Genomic DNA, 20,312 nt, shown 5'->3' with positions numbered 1-20,312 from the left:
AGATATGGAATTTTGGTTAATTGTAAGTAAATTAATTGTCTTTATATATATTGTGTTTAGTTACATTTATTTAAATGTTGCGAACTTGCCATGGATTATACTTACTTTGCTGTTATATCTTTCTGTAAACGTTCTGATTTCTATATTTAAAAAAGATACGTACAAAAACATATTAACTAGTGTGTCAATTGGCGTAGTTATGTTATTTACATGGAAGATCCACCCGTTTTTTATTTTGTTTTTACCATTGAACTTATATGAAATTATATTTCGTTATATAGAGAAGAAATGGCAGCTCTTTATCATTATGATGATTCCTATTATCTTTACGGAAGAAAGTATTCGAATGACATATGGATTAATTGTTGCATTTTCCTTTCTTGTATTAACTATGGCAGAACGGTATATATCGCGTGTATTAAAGCTGGAATCACAAAATGATAAGATGCGCAAAGATATGCAGCGGCTGACGAAAAGCCTAAATGAAAATAAAGAGTACATAAGGCAGTCAGAATACACATTTAAGTTAGAAGAGAGGAATCGGTTATCACAAGAAATTCATGACAAAATTGGTCACTCGATGACGGGTGCACTCATTCAAATGGAAGCAGCGAAGAGATTAATGGAAATAGATAAAGAAAAATCTGCGGAGTTATTACAAAATGCAATTCATATTTCGAAAGATGGAATTGAAAGTATTCGCATTACATTAAAAAATATGAAGCCACCAACGGAGCAAATTGGTATTCATCGTATGAAATTATTCATAGAGAAATTTGCCGGTAAGCATGATATAAATATTCCATTCGTATATAAAGGGAACTTAGATATGATTTCTCCCATTCAGTGGAAGATTATCGGCGAAAATATTACGGAGGCACTAACGAACGCAATGAAATATGCTGATGCGACAGTCATTTCAATCGATATTCATGTACTTAACAAGATGGTGAAAGTGCAAGTGAAGGATAATGGAAAAGGTGCAGTGCTTGTAAAAAAAGGTCTCGGTATTATGGGTATGGAGGAGCGAACAGCATCTGTAAACGGAAAAATTATTGTAGATGGGACCAGTGGTTTTTCAGTAACAATGCTGTTACCGATATAAGAGAATGGGACGAGGATGAATCATCTCATATGAAAGAAGTGAATAATCTCATGTGAAAAGAATGAACTTCTGCACTGAGCAGGTTCATTTTTTTTGTTTATAATAGCAGCAGAGAAACCGAAATAGGGGTGAAATGATGAATACATTAGAAATTAAAAATTTAACGAAAAAATTTGGTGATTTCATCGCGGTAGATAATATGTCTTTATCTATTAAAGAAGGAGAGATATTTGGCTTTTTAGGATCAAATGGTGCTGGTAAAAGTACAACGATAAATATGATTGCTGGGTTGTTAAGAAGTAATGAAGGTGAAATTAGCATACTAGGAAAAAATATAAAGAAACATAATCGATTTGCAAAGATGAATATTGGTATTGTTCCGCAAGATATTGCGATTTATGAAGAGTTAACGGCTTATGAAAATGTGAAGTTCTTTGCTGGATTGTATGGAATAAGAGGGGCTGAACTAAAAGCGAAAGTAGAGGAAGCGCTTCAATTTGTGGGGCTTAGTGATAAACATAAAAGTTATCCGAAAAATTTTTCTGGCGGGATGAAACGAAGACTGAATATCGCTTGTGCAATCGCACATAGACCGAAGTTAATTATTATGGATGAGCCGACAGTTGGGATTGATCCACAGTCAAGAAACTATATCCTGCAGTCTGTTCGAAAATTAAATGAAATGGGAAGTACGATTATTTACACGAGCCACTACATGGAAGAAGTAGAAGAGATTTGCACGAAAATAGCAATTGTAGATCACGGTAAAGTGATTGCAGAAGGAACGAAAGAACAGTTAAAAGGGATTATTACCGATACGAAAGACATTTGGATTGAAGTAAAGTCGATAGAAAATTTAGATGTAGAAAAGTTAAAAGAGGTAAATGGTGTGAAAGCTGTTCAAATTGAAGAGAACGTAATCAAGGTAAACTCGGATGCAGGATTAAACAATTTAAATAAAATTATTCAGCACTTCATTAATCATGACATTGAAATCCGTTCGTTAGAGGAGCAGGCTCCAAACTTAGAAACAGTATTCCTTACGTTGACTGGAAGAAACTTACGAGATAAATAAAAGGTAAATGAAGAAAAGGTAAAGGGAGGTTCATCAATTGAACATCTTCAATATTGCAATTATGCATATTAAAAGAGATTTCAGAGACGTAAGAACTTTAGTTTTTATGTTAGCATTTCCGATTGTGCTTATGCTTGTGTTAGGAACAGCGTTAAGTAATGCATTTAATAGCGATAGTCAATCGATTAAGGATATACAAGTACTATATAAAGATGAAGCGAGTAGCACATTTTCTCAATCGTTTGAAGCATTTACGAAAGAAGTCGATAAATCGGGTATTCATTTTAAAAAAGCTTCTGAAGATATTGATGGGAAAGAAGAAGTGAAGCAAAATAAATATGCTGCTTATGTAGAGTTAAATAAAGATGGCGCAAAATTGTACGGAAGTGACAAAAGTAGTATCGAGGGAAGTATTGTGGAAGGCATGCTTACAACATTTGTTGATAAGTACAATGTAGCGGTCGAAGTTGCAAAAGTAGATCCTACTAAGGTGAGCACAGTTATTTCAAACGGAAATCATAATGATTATATAAAAGAAACATCTTTACAAGCTGCGAAAAAACCGGGTTCTATGGATTACTATGCGGTTGTAATGACGACGATGATTGCACTGTACGCTGCGATGGGAGCAAGTTTTCTAATTCGAGGCGAACGAATACGTAAAACAGGAGATCGCCTTATAGCTGCACCTATAAGTAAGGCTGAAATTTTCATTGGGAAAGTGCTTGGTAGTCTTGTAGCAAATGCCCTATGTATATTACTTGTTATGTTATTTAGTAAATTTGTCTTTCAAGCGAATTGGGGCGATCATCTTGGAATCATATTTCTTATTTTATTAACAGAAGTCTTTCTAGCAATTAGCTTCGGTTTAGGGATTGGATATATTACAAAAACACCTGAAGCATCTAGAGCTATTATTATGGTGGTAGTGCAATTAGCTTCTATTTTTGGCGGCGCATATTTCGTAATAGAAGAAAATTTCGTTACGAATTTATCACCATTAACGTGGGCAAATACAGCTGTTATGAAAATTATTTATGCGAATGATGTAGGGGCAGCACTACCAGTCATTTCTTTAAATCTTGGAATAGCAGCACTCTTTTTATTAATTGCAATTATTGCATTACGTAGACGGGAGGGGCTATAGTATGAAAGATATTTTATGGCTCATACAAAAAACGTTATCTGTACTTTTAAAAAATAAAAAAGGGTTATTCATTATTATTAGTTTGCCAATAATCGGAACGCTCATCTCTTTTTCGATATACGGAAATGCAGGGCAAGGAACGTTAAATATCGGGATTGTAAATAAAGAAAATGAGCCGATAGCAAATGATACGATAAAGTTTTTAGAAGGATTAAATCATGTGAATGTGAGTAAGGTTAAGGAGTCTGAAGTAGAAGATAAACTCACTTCCAAAAAACTTGATGGAGTTATTACATTAGCTTCTGGTTTTTCAAAAAGTGTTCGAGAAGGGAAACCAGATCATATTGAAATTTCATCGATTAAAGGTGATCAAGTAACAGGATTTATAAAATCATATTTATATAACTATGTTGATAATATTGCTGCGATTAGTAAAGTGGCAGGAACAGATCAAAGTGCATTTGATAATATGTACGCAGGGTATCAAAAAAGTTCATTTAAAATGAAAACGGAGACGCTAGAAGATACTTCGAAAAATAAAGATATGACAAACCAAACGATGGGTTATCTTATTATGTTTATGCTGTTTTCAGCAGTGAACTTATCAGGATTTATTTTAAAAGAAAAAGAGAATAGAACGTACTTTAGATTATTATCAACACCAATTGACGGAAAGAAATTTATATTATCCAATGTTGCAGTAAATATGATGATATTAACAGTGCAAATTGTCATTGCAGTACTATTTATGACGAATGTTTTTCATACAAATATTAATATGCCTTTCATAGTAATGATTGGTGTGCTTATGATATTCGCTTTAATCGCAATTGGTTTATCATTAGTCATTGTGTCTTTTTCAAAAAGTTCAACTGCTTCAAATGCATTGCAAAATCTAGTGATAGTACCAACATGTTTACTTGCAGGATGTTATTTCCCGTACGACATTATGCCAAAAGCGGTACAAAAAGTAGCTGATTTTCTTCCGCAGCGCTGGTTATTAGATACGATAGCAAAACTACAGCAAGGTATTCCATTTTCAGAGTTGTATTTAAATATTTTAATCTTATTCGCCTTTGCGGTAGCGTTCTTCTTAATTGCTATTTATAAATTTGGAAGAAATAATGATGCGAGGAACTTTGTTTAATATAAAAAAGGGTGTGACGTTAAGTCGCATCCTTTTTTGTATGAAGCATGAAATCTAAATTTGAATGACAAAATAGAAAGGTGGAAAGAAAACGAGCGGAAGGAAATTAAAATGATTAAAAAAATATTGCGAGTTATTTCTATTATTATGGCTATATTTATTTTTATATTAATTTGGATGCATATTGACGTCACACTCGGAAGAAAAATGGAAGCTGGGAAAAATATGCCGACAGAGTACGCTCCTCATTATAGTGACTTTCAATTATATGTAAAAGGGAAGTCATTTTATAAACAGTTATTTACTGACATAAGAGAAGCAAAGCAATCTATTTACACGTATTTTTTTATTTTGTCGGATGACAAAAGTAGCCATACTTTTTTAAACTTATTAAAAGAGAAGGCAAAAGAAGGAGTAAACGTCTATTTATCAGTTGATCGCATTAATGATTTATCATTTGAAAGAAAGATGATAAATGAATTGCGGGAAAGTGGCGTGCATTTTACATATAGTAGAAAGCCGGAATTGCCATTCGGATTTTATTCACTTCACCATCGTAATCATCGCCGTATTACGACGATTGATGGGGAAATTGGCTATACAGGCGGATTTAATATAGGAGATGAGTACTTAGGGAAAGATAAGCGATTTGGATATTGGCGTGATTATCATGTACGGCTTAAAGGAGAAGGAGCAAAAGATTTAGAAGAACAGTTTGCTTTAGATTGGAAACGAGATACGAAAGAAGATATAAAGAGAAGTACGAATAAAGCTAGTAAAGGGAACACATTACATACGATGGCTAGTTACAATGGGCATCACGTCGCTGAAAAATATGTTGAGTTAATAAACCAAGCGAAGCATTCGGTTGTCGTTACGACGCCGTATTTTATAGCGAAAAATAAAGAGTTAATGAACGCTTTAATCGCGGCACAAAAACGTGGTGTTACAGTAAAAATACTTTGGTCGTATAAACCAGATATTCCTCTTATTAAAGAGGCAGCGTATCCTTATATTCGTCAAGCTGTTAATAATGGAATTACAGTATATGGTTATAAAAAAGGGATGTTTCATGGAAAGTTAATGCTGATTGATAATGAATTAACTGTTATCGGTACAACAAACATAACGGCACGTAGCTTTTATATTAATGATGAGGTGAATTTGTATATTCATGGTGGAACTATCGTATCAGAAGTGAACGAGGCATTAGCGCAAGATATTCATGATTCAAAAGAAATGACGAAAGAATTTTTTGAGAAGTTATCTTTTTGGGAGCGTTGTAAGGAGAAATTAGCGGGACTGGTGGATTTTTATTTGTGATGATTTAACTGAGATACTGGGAATTTAGAATATAGTAAATAGGAAGCTGTATTGTTTATTTAACAAGTAGAGAAGTGAGAAGGAACCTTCAAAAACAGAAGGTTCTTTCTTGTTTTATACTTTATTATTGATAGTTACAAAATAGTTTGGCCTATTGGGGGCTCTGCTGTTAACGGAGTATTTTTATCTGGATATCGAGCAATAGATAGTAAATATGTAACTACGGAGGCAATGCATATAGGTAATCATGGACCTGAGTATATAGAATTAGTATATAATACTCTGACAGAGATTAAAGAGTTTGGTGGGTACTCAAGCTGATGCTGTTGCAGCGCTCCAGACAATCAGAGAAGGATTATTAGATGGCAGTATAAAACTAAATCAACCAAAGTAATAAAAATTGAGTAAGTAACAGATCCTGTAGGAGGGAAAGTATGAAGATTTGGGAATTAAAAAGTAAGTTTAATAACAATGAGTCTTTCCAGTTATTAAATTTTGAAGAAGATCACAAAAAATATATTGATGGAAAAATAAATTCAGTAACTCATTTAGCAAATTCATGGGGAAATATATATATAGAGTGTATTGAAGGAGATATTCATAGTGATTTCCCTAAATTTTGGGGAGGAACTGGTGCACCAATGATTAGTGAAAAAGCCAAGCAAGTACTTGAACCTTCAATAGGCGATAATGTTGAATTTTTACCACTCTTACGCAATTCAACTAGTGAGGTATATTACTTGGTCCACGTGTTGAATGTACTAGATGCAATTGATAGTGATAAAGCAGTTTTTAAAAAACTGATTACAGGTTTAATAATAGGATGCGAAAAATTCGCATTTAATAGTAATACTGTTCAAAATGAGATGATTTTTAAGGTTTATATAAATGGGAAAATTCATCCCACGGCTGTTTTTATTTCAGATGAATTGAAGAATCTTATTGAACAAAGTGATTTAAAAGGATTTGAATTTATTGAAGTGTGGGATTCAGAAGAGCTTTCGTAAATAAATTCTAAAATTATAAATGGTCCTGATAAGTTTACGATAAAAATTTAAGTCCCCTTGTTATACAAAGTAGGGGACTATTTATCCTGCATTAACGAGCAGTAAGATTCCCACCTCAAAATTCGGCTGAAGCAAAGAGGCGAGGTGAGAGATCAATTGCTTGTAAAAGGCTAATAATTCCTGGAGATGAACAAAACTTCCGATAAAAAATATTATTTTTCATGCACCAGCATCGAAACATCATCATTAATTAACGTCCCAACATGTTCACCTAAACAAATTCTTTTCATCACGCCAGGCTCATCAAAGTTAAAGACATGTGCTGGTAAATTATAATCACGGGCAAGTAGTAAAGCGGCTTGATCCATGACTTGAATGTTTTGCCTAACAACATCATTATAGTTTAGTTTGCTGTACATTTTTGCTGATTTATTATACTTTGGATCACTTGTAAAGACGCCATCGACACCTTGTTTTGCGACTAATATGGCATCGCTATTCATTTCAATAGCTCTTTGTACGCTTGGATAATCTGTCGTCACGAAGGGTTGCCCGTTTCCGCCTCCAAAGATAACGATATAGCCGTTATCTAAATGGTGGACTGCACGCAAGCGAATGTATGGTTCAGCTACTGCATTAAATGGAATGGACGTCATAACGCGTACTTCTCTATTTGTTTTACTTGTTAAAACACCACGAAGCATTAAGCTGTTAATGATTGTACCTAGTGTACCGATATTATCAGCTTCTACGCGATCAATTCCCCATTCTTCAGCTAGATGACCTCTAAAAATGTTACCGCCACCGATGACGATGGATACTTCGATATCTAAATCAACAATGGATAAAATTTCGTTTGCAATATGTTCTAATCGTTTGGAGTTAAAGCTATTTCCAGTTTGATCGGCAAGTGCACCGCCGCTTAATTTAATTAAGACACGTTTATATGGTCTCATAACAATTCCCCCTATATAGATCGCAGTCAACTCCCCCCACTGAGATGAAGCGTTTCAGTGGGGGCTTGAGTTAGAACACTAGGTCTTTTCTTCTATCACTAGACAGTTTGACGCTCTAGCATTCATGCCACCCTACGGTAACACCCCAAGTAAGTTTTTGGTTGGTACTGGCAACGAACGATAGTTTTCCCACTTGCACCACCCTTTCGAAAAAGAGCAGTTCTCCCTTGTGGAAGAAACCACCACTCAGATGAATCCGGCGTGTGCTACAAGCCCCGACAAGTCGAGTACACATGGATGGTTGACGCACCCACTAAGCTATGCACGAAGCAACAGCCTTACGTTTTTGCACTTCTAATAGAATCGGCGTTTTCACTCTAAGATTGTCATCCCATTCTACAACTCTTGATTTTTCCAATGTATTCAATGCACCATTAATATCAGCATGAATACATGTTCCTACTTTACTTTGGTACAGACCACGAGTGATTCTTTTGCCACTAAAGCGATAATGCGTACTATCATCCTTAGACCAAACTGGAACCGGATCTTTGTCTAGAAAACTGGCCTTTGAAGTATAGCTTTCTTCTTGTTTTAAAAAACGGATGCCTTCTTTTACGCATTTATTCTCAATTGCTGCAATCAGTTTATGGAACGGGATTTGAGCAAATGTTTGATTGTTCTTTTTTCCTATATGAGATTTTTGTTTCCAGCCAGTGTTATACCCTATGACAATTGTATCTATGTTATATGCTTTCACTTCTTTAAACAACAGGCCTACAGTTTGTGAAATGTAACCATTTATTTGTCGTTCTCGTTTATGCCAAAGTGCAGCCATTTTATTCGTTACAATACGATTTGAAATTCCATTGTCCATATTTTTCTGTTGCAGATTACGTATCATTTTGTTGAAGTATTGATTAATGGATTTTAATTTTTTTCCATCAATTAAAAATGTATCACCTGTATTTGTTACGCAACTTACTAATCTATCTACACCTAAATCGCAACTCAAAGCGTTACTCGTAGTCGTGGATGGTTTCTTCATTTGAGAAATGTGCATTTCATATGTGTAATGCACCTCAAAGAACCGACCTTTTTGCTTTGGTACAATCTCAATGTAGGAGATTTTTTTATTTCTTACGTTTTTCGGCATACGTATTTTAATGGAACCGAATTTTTTCCTGAATGCCACATTCATCGGAATCATCCAATACCCGTTATCATCAACTTTTGGGACTTGATAGATTTCAATAATTCGTTTGTCAGTGGAACGAGAATAATTCGGAAACTTAGGACGCCCTGTGAACTTCTCAGGTTTTTTCTTCCACTGTTCCAACGCTTTAAAAAAGCTCTTCACTTCTGTAAATAAGGCTCTACGAATCGCTTGAACAGAATTTGATTGAATGCCCCAGTAATTCATATCGGCTTGCATGGCAGTATCCACTTCTTTTATAGTAGCCATTTTATTATGATTCAAGTAACTTTGTTTAATCGTGTACAATCCAACATTTCGCAATGCTTTTGAACTATGTGACATGCGTTGCAGTAAGCGGAAGTCTTTAGCAGTCAAGCAAGCTCGCCCGATATTTTGTTTTTGAGTGAATCGTTGTATGATTTCTCTTTTCTTTTGTTTACGTAATACTTTCACTGCTTTCTTTCTGGCCATTGTTTTCACCGCCTTTCTTAGAGGAATCATTAAAAATTTTTTAACAAATCCATATTTGGAACGAAATGAAACAACATGCGAACATGTTCTTCATCGTAATTCCTTTTGACTCAAGTAGCTGAATGATAATCATTATCCAATTTCGTTGTCTTACAATCTATTCCCTCCTCTCCTTATCTACGCAGATTATATCGTAAGACAAAAAAACAAACATTCGCACTCAAAAAATTATTATGAGCGAAACAAAAGAGTTCAGCCTACCTTCTGACAGCAATTCATCTCCACCTGAATTGTTGAGTTTCACCCGTAACACAAATCGGAGGGAGTCTTCTTGCCGAAAAGGATAAAAAAAGGAACAAAGGCAAATGCCCTTGTTCCTTTTTAAGAAAATGAAAAAGAAAAGAAGAAGATAAGACGAATTGCTTTGTATAGTTTTTCATATCATCCACTCCTTTTCATTTCGATTTGTTGTAAGTATATATCTTTTTGATTATACGAAACAATCTGATTACTTATCAAGTATATTTTATTTCTTTTTCATGAAAAGGTGTCAATGAAAAAGATAAGAAAAAAATTCGAATTTTTTGTGACGAACTTGTAGGTTTTTGTATGATTTTGTAGGTTCGCCTATAAGATGTGTGAGTAAGCTTTTATAAATACGAAATGAAAGCGTTCGCATGAAGGGGATGAACATAAATGAAAAAATTCGGATTGGCAACACAAATTTTTGTCGCGCTTGTTTTAGGGATTGTGGTAGGGGCAATCTTTTACGGCAATAAAACGGCGATTTCTTATATCACACCAATTGGGGATATATTTATTCACTTAATTAAAATGATTGTAGTACCGATTGTTATTTCAGCATTAATTGTTGCGGTAGCTGGTGTAGGAGATATGAAGAAGCTTGGGAAACTGGGCGGTAAGACAATTCTTTATTTCGAAATTATTACAACGATCGCTATTTTAATGGGATTACTTGCGGCAAATATATTCCAACCAGGTACTGGCGTTGATATGAGTAACTTACAGCAAAGTGATATTTCTTCTTATAAACAAACAGCAGATGCTACAGAGAAGAAAGGTTTTGCTGACACGATTGTTCATATTGTACCGAAAAACGTATTTGAATCGATTGCACAAGGTGACTTATTACCGATTATTTTCTTCTCAGTATTATTCGGTTTAGGAGTTGCGGCAATTGGGGAGAAAGGAAAGCCTGTCTTTAACTTCTTTGAAGGTGTACTCGAAGCGATGTTTTGGGTTACAAATCAAGTTATGAAATTTGCACCATTTGGTGTATTCGCATTAATTGCTGTTACGGTTGCAAAATTTGGTGTAGCAACATTACTTCCTTTAGGAAAACTAGTGCTAGCTGTATATGTAACTGTTATACTATTCGTTGTGATTGTATTAGGTATTAATGCACGAATGGTTGGCGTAAACATTTTTACATTAATGAAAATTTTAAAAGAAGAACTTATTCTTTCATTTACGACAGCAAGTTCAGAAGCTGTTTTACCTAATATAATGAGAAAAATGGAAGAGTTCGGTTGTCCAAAGGCAGTTGCCTCTTTCGTTATTCCGACAGGTTATACATTTAACTTGACTGGATCGGCTATTTATCAAGCGTTAGCGGCATTGTTTGTTGCACAAATGTACGGTGTGCACATGTCACTGACGGAGCAAATAACGTTATTATTCGTTCTCATGTTAACATCCAAGGGTATGGCGGGAGTTCCAGGTGCATCGTTCGTTGTTGTATTAGCAACATTAGGTTCAATGGGGTTACCACTAGAAGGTATCGCGTTAATTGCGGGAATTGACCGCATTTTAGATATGATTCGCTCAGCTGTCAATGTATTAGGAAATGCATTAGCGGCCATTGTTATGTCGAAGTGGGAAGGCGAATTCGATAATGAGAAAGCAAAACAATATGTAGAAACAGTCAAAGAAACAAAAGCAGCATAAGAAATCGTTAAGGAGTGAATAATCATGACAACATTAACTGAAGTTAAAAATGGTGTTCGAATTGAAAAAGATTTTTTAGGTGAAAAAGAAGTACCAAACTATGCATACTACGGCGTACAAACAATGCGTGCAGTTGAAAACTTTCCAATTACAGGATACAAAATCCATGAAGGTTTAATTAGAGCGTTCGCAGTTGTAAAAAAAGCTGCAGCGCTTGCTAATACAGATGTGGGAAGATTGGAATTGAACAAGGGCGGCGCGATCGCAGAAGCTGCTCAAGAAATTCTTGATGGAAAATGGCATGATCATTTCATCGTAGATCCAATCCAAGGCGGAGCAGGTACTTCAATGAACATGAATGCAAATGAAGTCATTGCCAATCGTGCTCTTGAATTATTAGGAATGGAAAAGGGAGACTATCATTATATTAGTCCAAATAGTCATGTAAACATGGCGCAATCAACAAACGATGCATTCCCAACGGCGATTCATATCGCAACATTAAACGCATTAGAAGGTTTATTACAAACGATGGGTTATATGCATGATGTATTTGAATTAAAAGCAGAACAGTTCGATCATGTGATTAAGATGGGTCGTACACATTTACAAGACGCTGTGCCAATTCGTCTTGGACAAGAATTTAAAGCGTACTCTCGTGTACTTGAACGTGATATGAAACGAATTCAGCAATCACGTCAACACTTATATGAAGTGAACATGGGGGCAACTGCAGTTGGTACAGGCTTAAATGCAGATCCAGAATATATTGAAGCAGTTGTAAAGCATTTAGCTGCAATTAGTGAGCTACCACTTGTTGGTGCAGAAGATTTAGTAGATGCAACGCAAAATACGGATGCATACACAGAAGTATCTGCAGCACTTAAAGTATGTATGATGAATATGTCTAAAATTGCAAATGATCTTCGCTTAATGGCATCAGGTCCACGCGTTGGTTTAGCGGAAATTATGCTACCTGCTCGTCAACCAGGTTCATCTATTATGCCAGGGAAAGTAAACCCTGTTATGCCAGAAGTAATTAATCAAATTGCGTTCCAAGTAATTGGTAACGACCATACAATTTGCCTTGCTTCAGAAGCAGGACAATTAGAATTAAACGTTATGGAACCAGTACTTGTTTTCAACTTACTTCAATCAATTAGCATTATGAATAATGGTTTCCGTGCCTTTACAGATAATTGCTTAAAAGGAATTGAAGCGAATGAAGATCGCTTAAAAGAGTATGTTGAGAAGAGTGTAGGAATTATTACAGCCGTGAACCCTCATATCGGTTATGAAGCAGCAGCTCGCGTTGCGAAAGAAGCAATCGCGACAGGGCAATCCGTTCGAGAACTTTGTGTGAAAAATGGTGTATTGTCACAAGAAGATTTAGAGTTAATTCTAGATCCATTCGAAATGACACACCCAGGGATTGCAGGAGCAACTCTTTTAAAGAAAAATTAAAAAAAGAGGGGGGACAATCCCCTCTTTTTTGTTTACAATATAGAAATGCTATATATGAATAGAGGTAGGGATGTTATGAGTAAGTTTACAGTAGCTTCTAATGGTTCATTAGAAACGACATTAAGAGGAGTAGAAGTATTATCAACACCACTTTTAAATAAAGGGGTCGCTTTCACGCAAGAAGAGAGAGAAGAATTAGGTTTAAAAGGGTTATTACCGCCAGCGGTTTTAACGTTAGAAGAACAAGCGCGCCGAGCATACGAACAATTTTGTTCTCAGCCGGATGATTTATTAAAGAATGTATACTTAACGGCATTACATGATCGAAATGAAGTATTATTTTATCGTATTTTAACAGATCATTTACGTGAAATGTTACCGATCGTATATACACCAACTGTCGGTGTAGCAATTCAAAGATATAGTCATGAATATCGTAAACCACGTGGTGTGTATTTATCAATTAACGATCCGTCAGGTATTGAAGAAGCGTTCGCCAATATCGGTGCAACAGCAGAAAATATTGATTTAGTCGTTGTAACAGATGGAGAAGGTATATTAGGAATTGGTGACTGGGGCGTTGGTGGTATTAACATCGCAATCGGAAAATTAGCTGTTTATACGGCTGCAGTTGGAATCGATCCTAGCCGTGTATTACCGGTAATTTTAGATGTAGGTACAAATCGTGAAGAATTATTAAACAATCCATTTTATATTGGAAATCGTCACCCTCGTATAACAGGTGAAGCTTACGATGAATATATTGATACATTTGTTCAAGCGGTAAATAAACAATTCCCGAAAGCACTTCTGCATTGGGAAGATTTCAGTTCTCGTAACGCACGAAAAATTTTAGATAAATATCGCCATGACGTGTGTACGTTTAACGATGATATTCAAGGAACAGGTGCAGTTTCGCTTGCTGCTGTATTATCAGCAGTAAAAGCTTCTGGTGTACCGTTAAGTGAACACCGCGTTGTAGTGTTTGGTGCTGGTACGGCTGGAATCGGTATCGCAGATCAAGTTAGAGATGCGATGGTTCGCGCCGGATTATCAGATGAAGAATCACATAATCGTTTCTGGTGTATTGACCGTAACGGATTAGTTACAGATAACATGGAAGATCTTCTTGATTTCCAAATTCCATATGCAAGAAAAGAAGCAGAAGTAAGTGAGTGGAAAGAAAATGATATAATCGGACTTGCTGAAGTTGTGAAACATGTACAACCGACAATTTTAATTGGTACATCTACTGTTGCAGGCGCATTTAAAGAAGAGATTATTAAAGAAATGGCTTCTCACGTAGAAAGACCAATCATTTTACCAATGTCGAATCCGACGCCACTTGCTGAAGCAAAACCAGCAGATTTAATTGAATGGACAGAGGGAAGAGCATTAGTTGCAACAGGAAGTCCATTTGAACCAGTTACATATAACGGTGTAACGTATGTAATTGGACAATCAAATAACGCACTTATTTTCCCTGGACTGGGTCTTGGTACAATTGTTGTTCGTGCAAGCGTCATGACGGATGGAATGTTCGCAGCAGCAGCTGAAGCGGTTGCAAGCATGGTAGATACAAGTCAGCCAGGAGCACCTATCTTACCAGAAGTCGAAGAGTTACGTAATATCTCGGAAATGGTTGCGATTGAAGTAGCGAAAGTTGCAGTTGCAGAAGGTGTTGCTAGAGTGAAATTAAGTGATAATGATATCAAGATTGCAGTGAAAGAAGCAATATGGGAACCAGAGTATCGCCAAATAAAAGCGGTAGAAAAGGTTAGAATATAGAAATAAAGCCCGTTTATCATAATAAACGGGCTTTCACTTTTACTATTGAAAAAAAGTATAGGAAGTGGCACTTTTGAATTGGAATCAATTATGGAAGAAAGATATATCCCTTTTAATTATACTAATGGTTGTTGTTCCAATTGCTGGAGAGCTTAATTTTCATCCTTTTAACGATACGTTTCGCGTTAGCTTTGGGACGCCGCTTTTCTTCTTTTTATTACTCTTTTTAAGAAGAATTCCAGCAGCAGCTGCAGGCATTCTTGTCGGTATATGTGTTGTTTTATTCCGTGTATGTCTTGACTGGGTATTGCAAGGTTCATTTCATATGACAGAATCATTTTATTTGCGTTATCCTGTGTTTTTTTATTATTTTATTTATGGAAGTCTTTTTTCACTTTGTAGGGTGAATAAGTTTCATCAGAGACCAATCGTTATTGGATGCCTTGGAATTACAATTGAAATTATTGCAAGTATGTCAGAGCTAGCGATTTATCATATGGTAGTGCTCGGTACAACAATAACAGTTTCTGAAGTGAATAAACTTATCATTATTGCTATTTTCCGCAGTTTCTTTGCGCTTGGCTTTTTAAATATGATGAATTTATATGAAACGAAATTAAAAGAATCACAAGTTCGAAAAGAAAATGAAAAAATGTTAATGCACTTGTCCAATTTATATGTAGAATCTGTTCATTTGAAAAAAACGTTACAAAATGCAGAATTGATTACACAAGAAGCATATCAACTATATCGAAATTTACAAGCGAACGATGCCTCAAATAGTAAAATAGCATTGAAAATAGCAGGAGAAGTGCACGAAATAAAAAAAGATAATCAAAGGATTTTTGCAGGATTATCTAAACTGTTATTAGATAAAAATGTGGCTGAGTATGTAGAAGGACATGAGCTTACAGAAATGATTGTAAGAATAAATGAAAAGTATGCTGAAATGCTAGAGAAAGATATACGTTTTTCTAAACATATAGAAGGTGAGCACGCTGCATATCACGTGTATACAGTGCTATCAATCTTTAATAACTTAGTTGCTAATGCAGTAGAGGCAATTGAAGATAGAGGTCTTATTCGTATTAAGTTATATAAACGAGAGCAACATGTAATCTTTGAAGTAATTGACGATGGCCCTGGTATTGCACAAAAGTATAAGAAATTAGTATTTAAGCCCGGGTTTACTTCAAAGTATGATCAAATGGGAACACCGTCCACAGGAATCGGACTTTCTTACATACACGAAATGGTAACAGAGCTCGGCGGAGAAGTAAGGTTAGAAGACAATGAAACTGGAAAAGGGTGTAAGTTTATCGTTTGTTTACCGGAGTGCAGTTTAAAGCGGGAAGGGGAATAGATTTGTTTTATTATATTGTAGATGATGATGAAGTTTTCCGTTCGATGCTTTCGCAAATTATTGAGGATGGCGATCTAGGGGAAGTAATTGGAGAATCGGAAGATGGAGCGTATATTGAAGCAGAACAGCTAAATTATAAAAAAGTAGATATTTTATTTATTGATTTACTCATGCCAATGAGAGATGGCATTGAAACAGTTCGCCATATAGCACCTTCATACAATGGGAAAATTATTATGATTTCTCAAGTTGAATCGAAACAGCTCATTGGTGAGGCGTATACACTTGGTGTGGAGTATTATATCACGAAACCACTAAACAAAATTGAACTTGAATCTGTCGTACGAAAAGTAATGGAACGGATTCGCTTGGAGCGTTCCATACATGATATTCAAAAATCATTGAATAACGTGTTTCAGTGGGAGCAGCCGCAAATGCGCAATGAACCGGTGCAAGAAGGGAAAAAGATATCAGATTCAGGACGCTTTTTACTATCTGAACTCGGTATTGCGGGAGAGAATGGCAGTAAAGATTTACTTAGTATGCTGGAATATTTATATGGACAAGAAAAGGCGCAAACATTTGAATTTGGATTTCCTGCGTTAAAAGATATCTTTCACCAAATAACATTAAAAAAATTAGATCATATAGCTTCGGATGCAGATATAGATAAGGAGAGAAAAGCATCTGAACAACGTGTAAGAAGAGCGATTTATCAATCATTGAATCATTTAGCTTCCCTCGGACTAACAGACTTTTCAAATCCGAAATTTGAAAGTTATGCTCCGAAGTTTTTTGATTTCACTGTAGTTAGAAAACGAATGACAGAAATGACAAAGGATGAAATAGCAACTTCTGGCCATATACGAATTAATACGAAAAAATTTATTCAAGTGTTGTATTTTGAGGCGAAACGGCTGATGGAGATAGAGTGAAAAGGTGCTTATAAATAGGCATCTTTTTTTGTTAAATCAACATTTTATATTTTCTCGTGGAGCATGTAAAATGTTAAGTAAGAGAAAATGGTTTTACATTAAGGAAGTGTCAAAACAATGAGTTTTACATTAAATAAATCGATTATAAAAGAAGTATGCGGAGAGACCTCATATAAAAGAGGGGAAGCTTATTATAAATCAAATAAAGTAATCGTGGATCATTATGATGAAACGAAAGGAATTTGCGAAGCGACGGTAAAAGGGAACGAAGATTTTCATGTTACAGTAGAAAAAGCTAAAAAAGGTGATGTTGTTGCGAGCTGTAGTTGTCCTTCGTTAGCGTCTTTTCAAACGTACTGTCAACATGTTGCAGCCGTATTAATACAAATCAATTATAATCAGCAAACGGGTGGCATGCTCCCTGCTAGTAGTGAAAATATGAGCGGAAATGATCAATTAACGAATGGGATGTTTCAGTTGTTTGCAGACAAACCACTGAGGCCCAAAAGTAAACAACACCGTTTTGATACACGTGAAATATTAGATGTTGCGTTTATATGTTCACCAGTAGCGACGAAAAGTGGTGGGGCTCTTCTTGGAATTCAGTTAAAACTTGCGAAAACATATTTTATAAATCATATTAGAGAATTTCTTTCTAAAGTGGAGAAGAGAGAGACTTTTCATTGTTCTAATGAATTTACATATACACCAGATGTACATAGCTTCAGGCAAGAAACGGATGCGGTTATTCAGCAGCTGATTAAAATGTATCATAATGAAAAAATGTATGAAGATGCGTTAGAAGTACATGCGAAACAAGATGAAAGTATGATATTTATACCGCCAGCTTCATGGAAAGACATGCTCTCTTCACTTTCTAAAGTTGAGTATGTACAGCTGAAACAAAATGAACAACAGTTTCAGGGATTACAAGTTTCAAAAGGTTTGTTGCCGTTACACTTTGAATTTACGAAGGGAAATAATGGCGGATTTACACTTCATATAGACGGCCTAAATCGTGTTCAAGTTATGGAAATGTATAACAACGCTCTTTACGATGGGAAATTATATCATTTACCTATGGAAGATTGTATGCGACTTATTGAATTGCAAAAGATGATGAATCGCTCAAATAGCAATCAGTTTTATATTCCTGAAAGTAAGATGGAACATTTCGTAGCGAAAGTTGTGCCAGGATTAATGAAACTTGGAACAGTACGCATTGATGAAGTGATATCAGATCGTGTTGAAACGCCGTCGCTAAAAGCAAAACTGTATTTAGATCGTGTGAAAAATCGTTTGTTAGCAGGTCTTGAATTCCATTATGGAAACGTCATGATTAATCCGCTAGAAGAAGACGGGCAGCCGTCAGTTTTTAATCGTGATGAGAAAAAGGAAAAAGAGATTTTAGACGTTATGAGTGAAAGTGCCTTCGCGAAAACAGAAGGTGGTTACTTTATGCATAATGAAGAGGCTGAGTATAACTTTTTATATCACGTCGTTCCAACGTTAAAAGGCTTAGTTGATATTTACGCGACGACAGCAATTAAATTACGTATTCATAAAGGGGATACAGCTCCTCTTATTAGAGTAAGAAGAAAAGAAAGAATTGATTGGTTGTCATTTCGTTTTGATATAAAAGGAATACCGGAAGCTGAAATTAAAGGTGTATTAGCGGCTCTTGAAGAGAAACGTAAATATTATCGATTAGCGAATGGTTCGTTATTATCACTGGAGAGTAAAGAGTTTAATGAAATTAATCAGTTTGTAAAAGAATCAGGTATTCGGAAAGAATTTTTACATGGGGAAGAAGTGAATGTTCCACTTATTCGGAGTGTAAAATGGATGAACGGACTTCATGAAGGAAACGTTTTAAGTTTAGACGAGTCTGTTCAAGAGTTAGTTGAAAGCATTCAAAATCCGAAAAAATTAAAGTTTACAGTGCCGCAAACTTTACATGCTGTAATGAGAGAGTATCAAATATACGGATTCGAGTGGATGAAAACACTCGCCTATTACCGTTTTGGCGGTATTTTAGCAGATGATATGGGACTTGGAAAAACGTTGCAAAGTATTGCTTATATAGATTCTGTGTTGCCTGAAATTCGAGAGAAGAAGCTGCCCATATTAGTCGTTTCACCGTCATCACTTGTTTATAACTGGCTTAGTGAATTGAAAAAATTTGCCCCGCATATTAGAGCGGTTATTGCCGATGGAAATCAAGCAGAGCGCCGAAAAATATTAAAAGGTATAACAGAATTTGATGTCGTAATTACGTCATATCCATTACTGAGAAGAGATATAAAATCGTATGCGAGGCCATTTCATACGCTATTTCTTGATGAAGCACAGGCATTTAAAAACCCTACAACACAAACTGCAAGAGCAGTGAAAACGATTCAAGCTGAATATCGTTTCGGATTAACAGGGACACCTGTAGAAAATTCATTAGAAGAGCTATGGTCTATCTTTCATGTCGTATTCCCGGAATTATTACCAGGAAGAAAAGAGTTCGGTGATTTAAGACGTGAAGATATAGCGAAGCGAGTGAAACCATTCGTATTAAGGCGATTAAAAGGGGACGTATTACAGGAGCTTCCTGATAAAATAGAGCATATACAGTCATCGGAGTTATTACCCGATCAAAAAAGTCTCTATGCTGCTTATCTAGCCAAGTTAAGAGAAGAAACGTTAAAACATTTAGATAAAGATACGTTACGCAAAAATAAAATTAGAGTTTTAGCGGGATTAACAAGATTACGCCAAATTTGTTGTCACCCTGCTTTGTTTGTTGATGATTATAAGGGCAGTTCAGCTAAATTTGAACAACTGTTAGAGATTTTAGAGGAATGTAGAAGTACAGGGAAGAGAATTCTTATCTTTTCTCAATTCACGAAGATGCTTTCCATTATTGGCCGTGAGTTAAATCGTCAAGCAATTCCATACTTTTATTTAGACGGAAATACCCCTTCGCAAGAACGTGTAGAGCTATGTGATCGGTTTAACGAAGGCGAAGGAGACCTATTTCTCATTTCTTTAAAAGCTGGTGGTACAGGCCTTAACTTAACGGGTGCCGATACAGTTATATTGTACGATTTATGGTGGAATCCAGCTGTTGAACAACAAGCAGCAGATAGAGCATATCGAATGGGACAAAAAAATACGGTACAAGTTATTAAATTAGTGGCTCACGGCACAATTGAGGAAAAGATGCATGAACTGCAAGAGAGTAAGAAAAATTTAATCGCTGAAGTGATTGAGCCGGGAGAAGAGAAATTATCTTCTATTACGGAGGAAGAAATACGAGATATTCTAATGATTTAATATGAAAAAGCTATGCTTTCAAATTTATGAGAGCATAGCTT

Annotated in this window: 14 protein-coding genes and 1 pseudogene; 13 read left to right on the top strand and 2 right to left on the bottom strand. The window is 35.6% G+C overall.

Annotated elements, in window-relative coordinates:
- The first annotated feature begins 4 nt into the window (after positions 1 to 4).
- From ACUN28_RS20725 to ACUN28_RS20695, 7 genes and pseudogenes are all read left to right on the top strand, one after another.
- Positions 5 to 1,105: a sensor histidine kinase gene (locus tag ACUN28_RS20725; protein ID WP_016088447.1), complete on the top strand. Its 1,101-nt coding sequence runs from the start codon at positions 5 to 7 to the stop codon at positions 1,103 to 1,105.
- Positions 1,106 to 1,241: 136 nt separating this feature from the next.
- Positions 1,242 to 2,180, top strand: a complete 939-nt coding sequence (locus tag ACUN28_RS20720) for an ABC transporter ATP-binding protein (protein ID WP_016088446.1) — start codon at positions 1,242 to 1,244, stop codon at positions 2,178 to 2,180.
- Positions 2,181 to 2,217: 37 nt separating this feature from the next.
- Entirely contained in the window at positions 2,218 to 3,327 is a 1,110-nt protein-coding gene (locus tag ACUN28_RS20715; RefSeq protein ID WP_016088445.1) for an ABC transporter permease, read from the top strand.
- A gap of 1 nt (position 3,328) precedes the next feature.
- On the top strand, positions 3,329 to 4,474 hold the full coding sequence (locus ACUN28_RS20710; RefSeq protein WP_016088444.1) for an ABC transporter permease: 1,146 nt from the start codon (positions 3,329 to 3,331) through the stop codon (positions 4,472 to 4,474).
- Positions 4,475 to 4,585: 111 nt separating this feature from the next.
- Positions 4,586 to 5,797, top strand: a complete 1,212-nt coding sequence (gene cls, locus ACUN28_RS20705; protein WP_016088443.1) for a cardiolipin synthase — start codon at positions 4,586 to 4,588, stop codon at positions 5,795 to 5,797.
- A 162-nt stretch (positions 5,798 to 5,959) separates the two neighbouring features.
- Positions 5,960 to 6,191: pseudogene (locus ACUN28_RS20700) on the top strand (AHH domain-containing protein); the annotation flags it as partial.
- A gap of 40 nt (positions 6,192 to 6,231) precedes the next feature.
- Positions 6,232 to 6,804 carry an imm11 family protein gene (locus ACUN28_RS20695; RefSeq protein WP_016088442.1) on the top strand — a complete coding sequence of 191 codons (573 nt, stop codon included), beginning with the start codon at positions 6,232 to 6,234 and terminating at the stop codon, positions 6,802 to 6,804.
- Positions 6,805 to 7,016: 212 nt separating this feature from the next.
- Here the strand turns inward: ACUN28_RS20695 and pyrH are convergent, their stop codons facing one another.
- Both pyrH and ACUN28_RS20685 read right to left on the bottom strand, forming a co-directional pair.
- Positions 7,017 to 7,760: a UMP kinase gene (gene pyrH / locus ACUN28_RS20690; protein ID WP_016088441.1), complete on the bottom strand. Its 744-nt coding sequence runs from the start codon at positions 7,758 to 7,760 to the stop codon at positions 7,017 to 7,019.
- A gap of 313 nt (positions 7,761 to 8,073) precedes the next feature.
- Positions 8,074 to 9,429 carry an RNA-guided endonuclease TnpB family protein gene (locus ACUN28_RS20685; RefSeq protein WP_016136610.1) on the bottom strand — a complete coding sequence of 452 codons (1,356 nt, stop codon included), beginning with the start codon at positions 9,427 to 9,429 and terminating at the stop codon, positions 8,074 to 8,076.
- Between the two features lie 696 nt (positions 9,430 to 10,125).
- Here ACUN28_RS20685 and ACUN28_RS20680 point away from each other — a divergent pair.
- The 6 genes from ACUN28_RS20680 (at position 10,126) to ACUN28_RS20655 (ending at position 20,271) form a co-directional block, all read left to right on the top strand.
- Complete coding sequence (locus tag ACUN28_RS20680; protein WP_016088439.1) at positions 10,126 to 11,397, top strand: cation:dicarboxylate symporter family transporter; 1,272 nt, start codon at positions 10,126 to 10,128, stop codon at positions 11,395 to 11,397.
- Between the two features lie 24 nt (positions 11,398 to 11,421).
- Positions 11,422 to 12,861 carry an aspartate ammonia-lyase gene (gene aspA / locus ACUN28_RS20675; RefSeq protein ID WP_016088438.1) on the top strand — a complete coding sequence of 480 codons (1,440 nt, stop codon included), beginning with the start codon at positions 11,422 to 11,424 and terminating at the stop codon, positions 12,859 to 12,861.
- A gap of 75 nt (positions 12,862 to 12,936) precedes the next feature.
- The gene (gene malS / locus ACUN28_RS20670; protein WP_016088437.1) at positions 12,937 to 14,649 is read left to right on the top strand and encodes an oxaloacetate-decarboxylating malate dehydrogenase; all 1,713 of its coding nucleotides are present in this window, start codon (positions 12,937 to 12,939) and stop codon (positions 14,647 to 14,649) included.
- Positions 14,650 to 14,713: 64 nt separating this feature from the next.
- Positions 14,714 to 16,012 carry a sensor histidine kinase gene (locus tag ACUN28_RS20665; protein ID WP_088083582.1) on the top strand — a complete coding sequence of 433 codons (1,299 nt, stop codon included), beginning with the start codon at positions 14,714 to 14,716 and terminating at the stop codon, positions 16,010 to 16,012.
- Between the two features lie 2 nt (positions 16,013 to 16,014).
- Positions 16,015 to 16,947, top strand: a complete 933-nt coding sequence (locus tag ACUN28_RS20660; RefSeq protein WP_016088435.1) for a response regulator — start codon at positions 16,015 to 16,017, stop codon at positions 16,945 to 16,947.
- Positions 16,948 to 17,064: 117 nt separating this feature from the next.
- A complete protein-coding gene (locus ACUN28_RS20655) occupies positions 17,065 to 20,271 on the top strand; it encodes a DEAD/DEAH box helicase (RefSeq protein WP_016088434.1) in 3,207 nt (1,068 codons plus the stop codon).
- Positions 20,272 to 20,312: the final 41 nt, after the last annotated feature.

It is taken from the genome of Bacillus sp. WC2507, assembly GCF_052656125.1.
The sequence above is the reverse complement of the archived record's forward strand: the minus strand, read 5'-3'. Positions and strand labels throughout refer to the sequence as shown.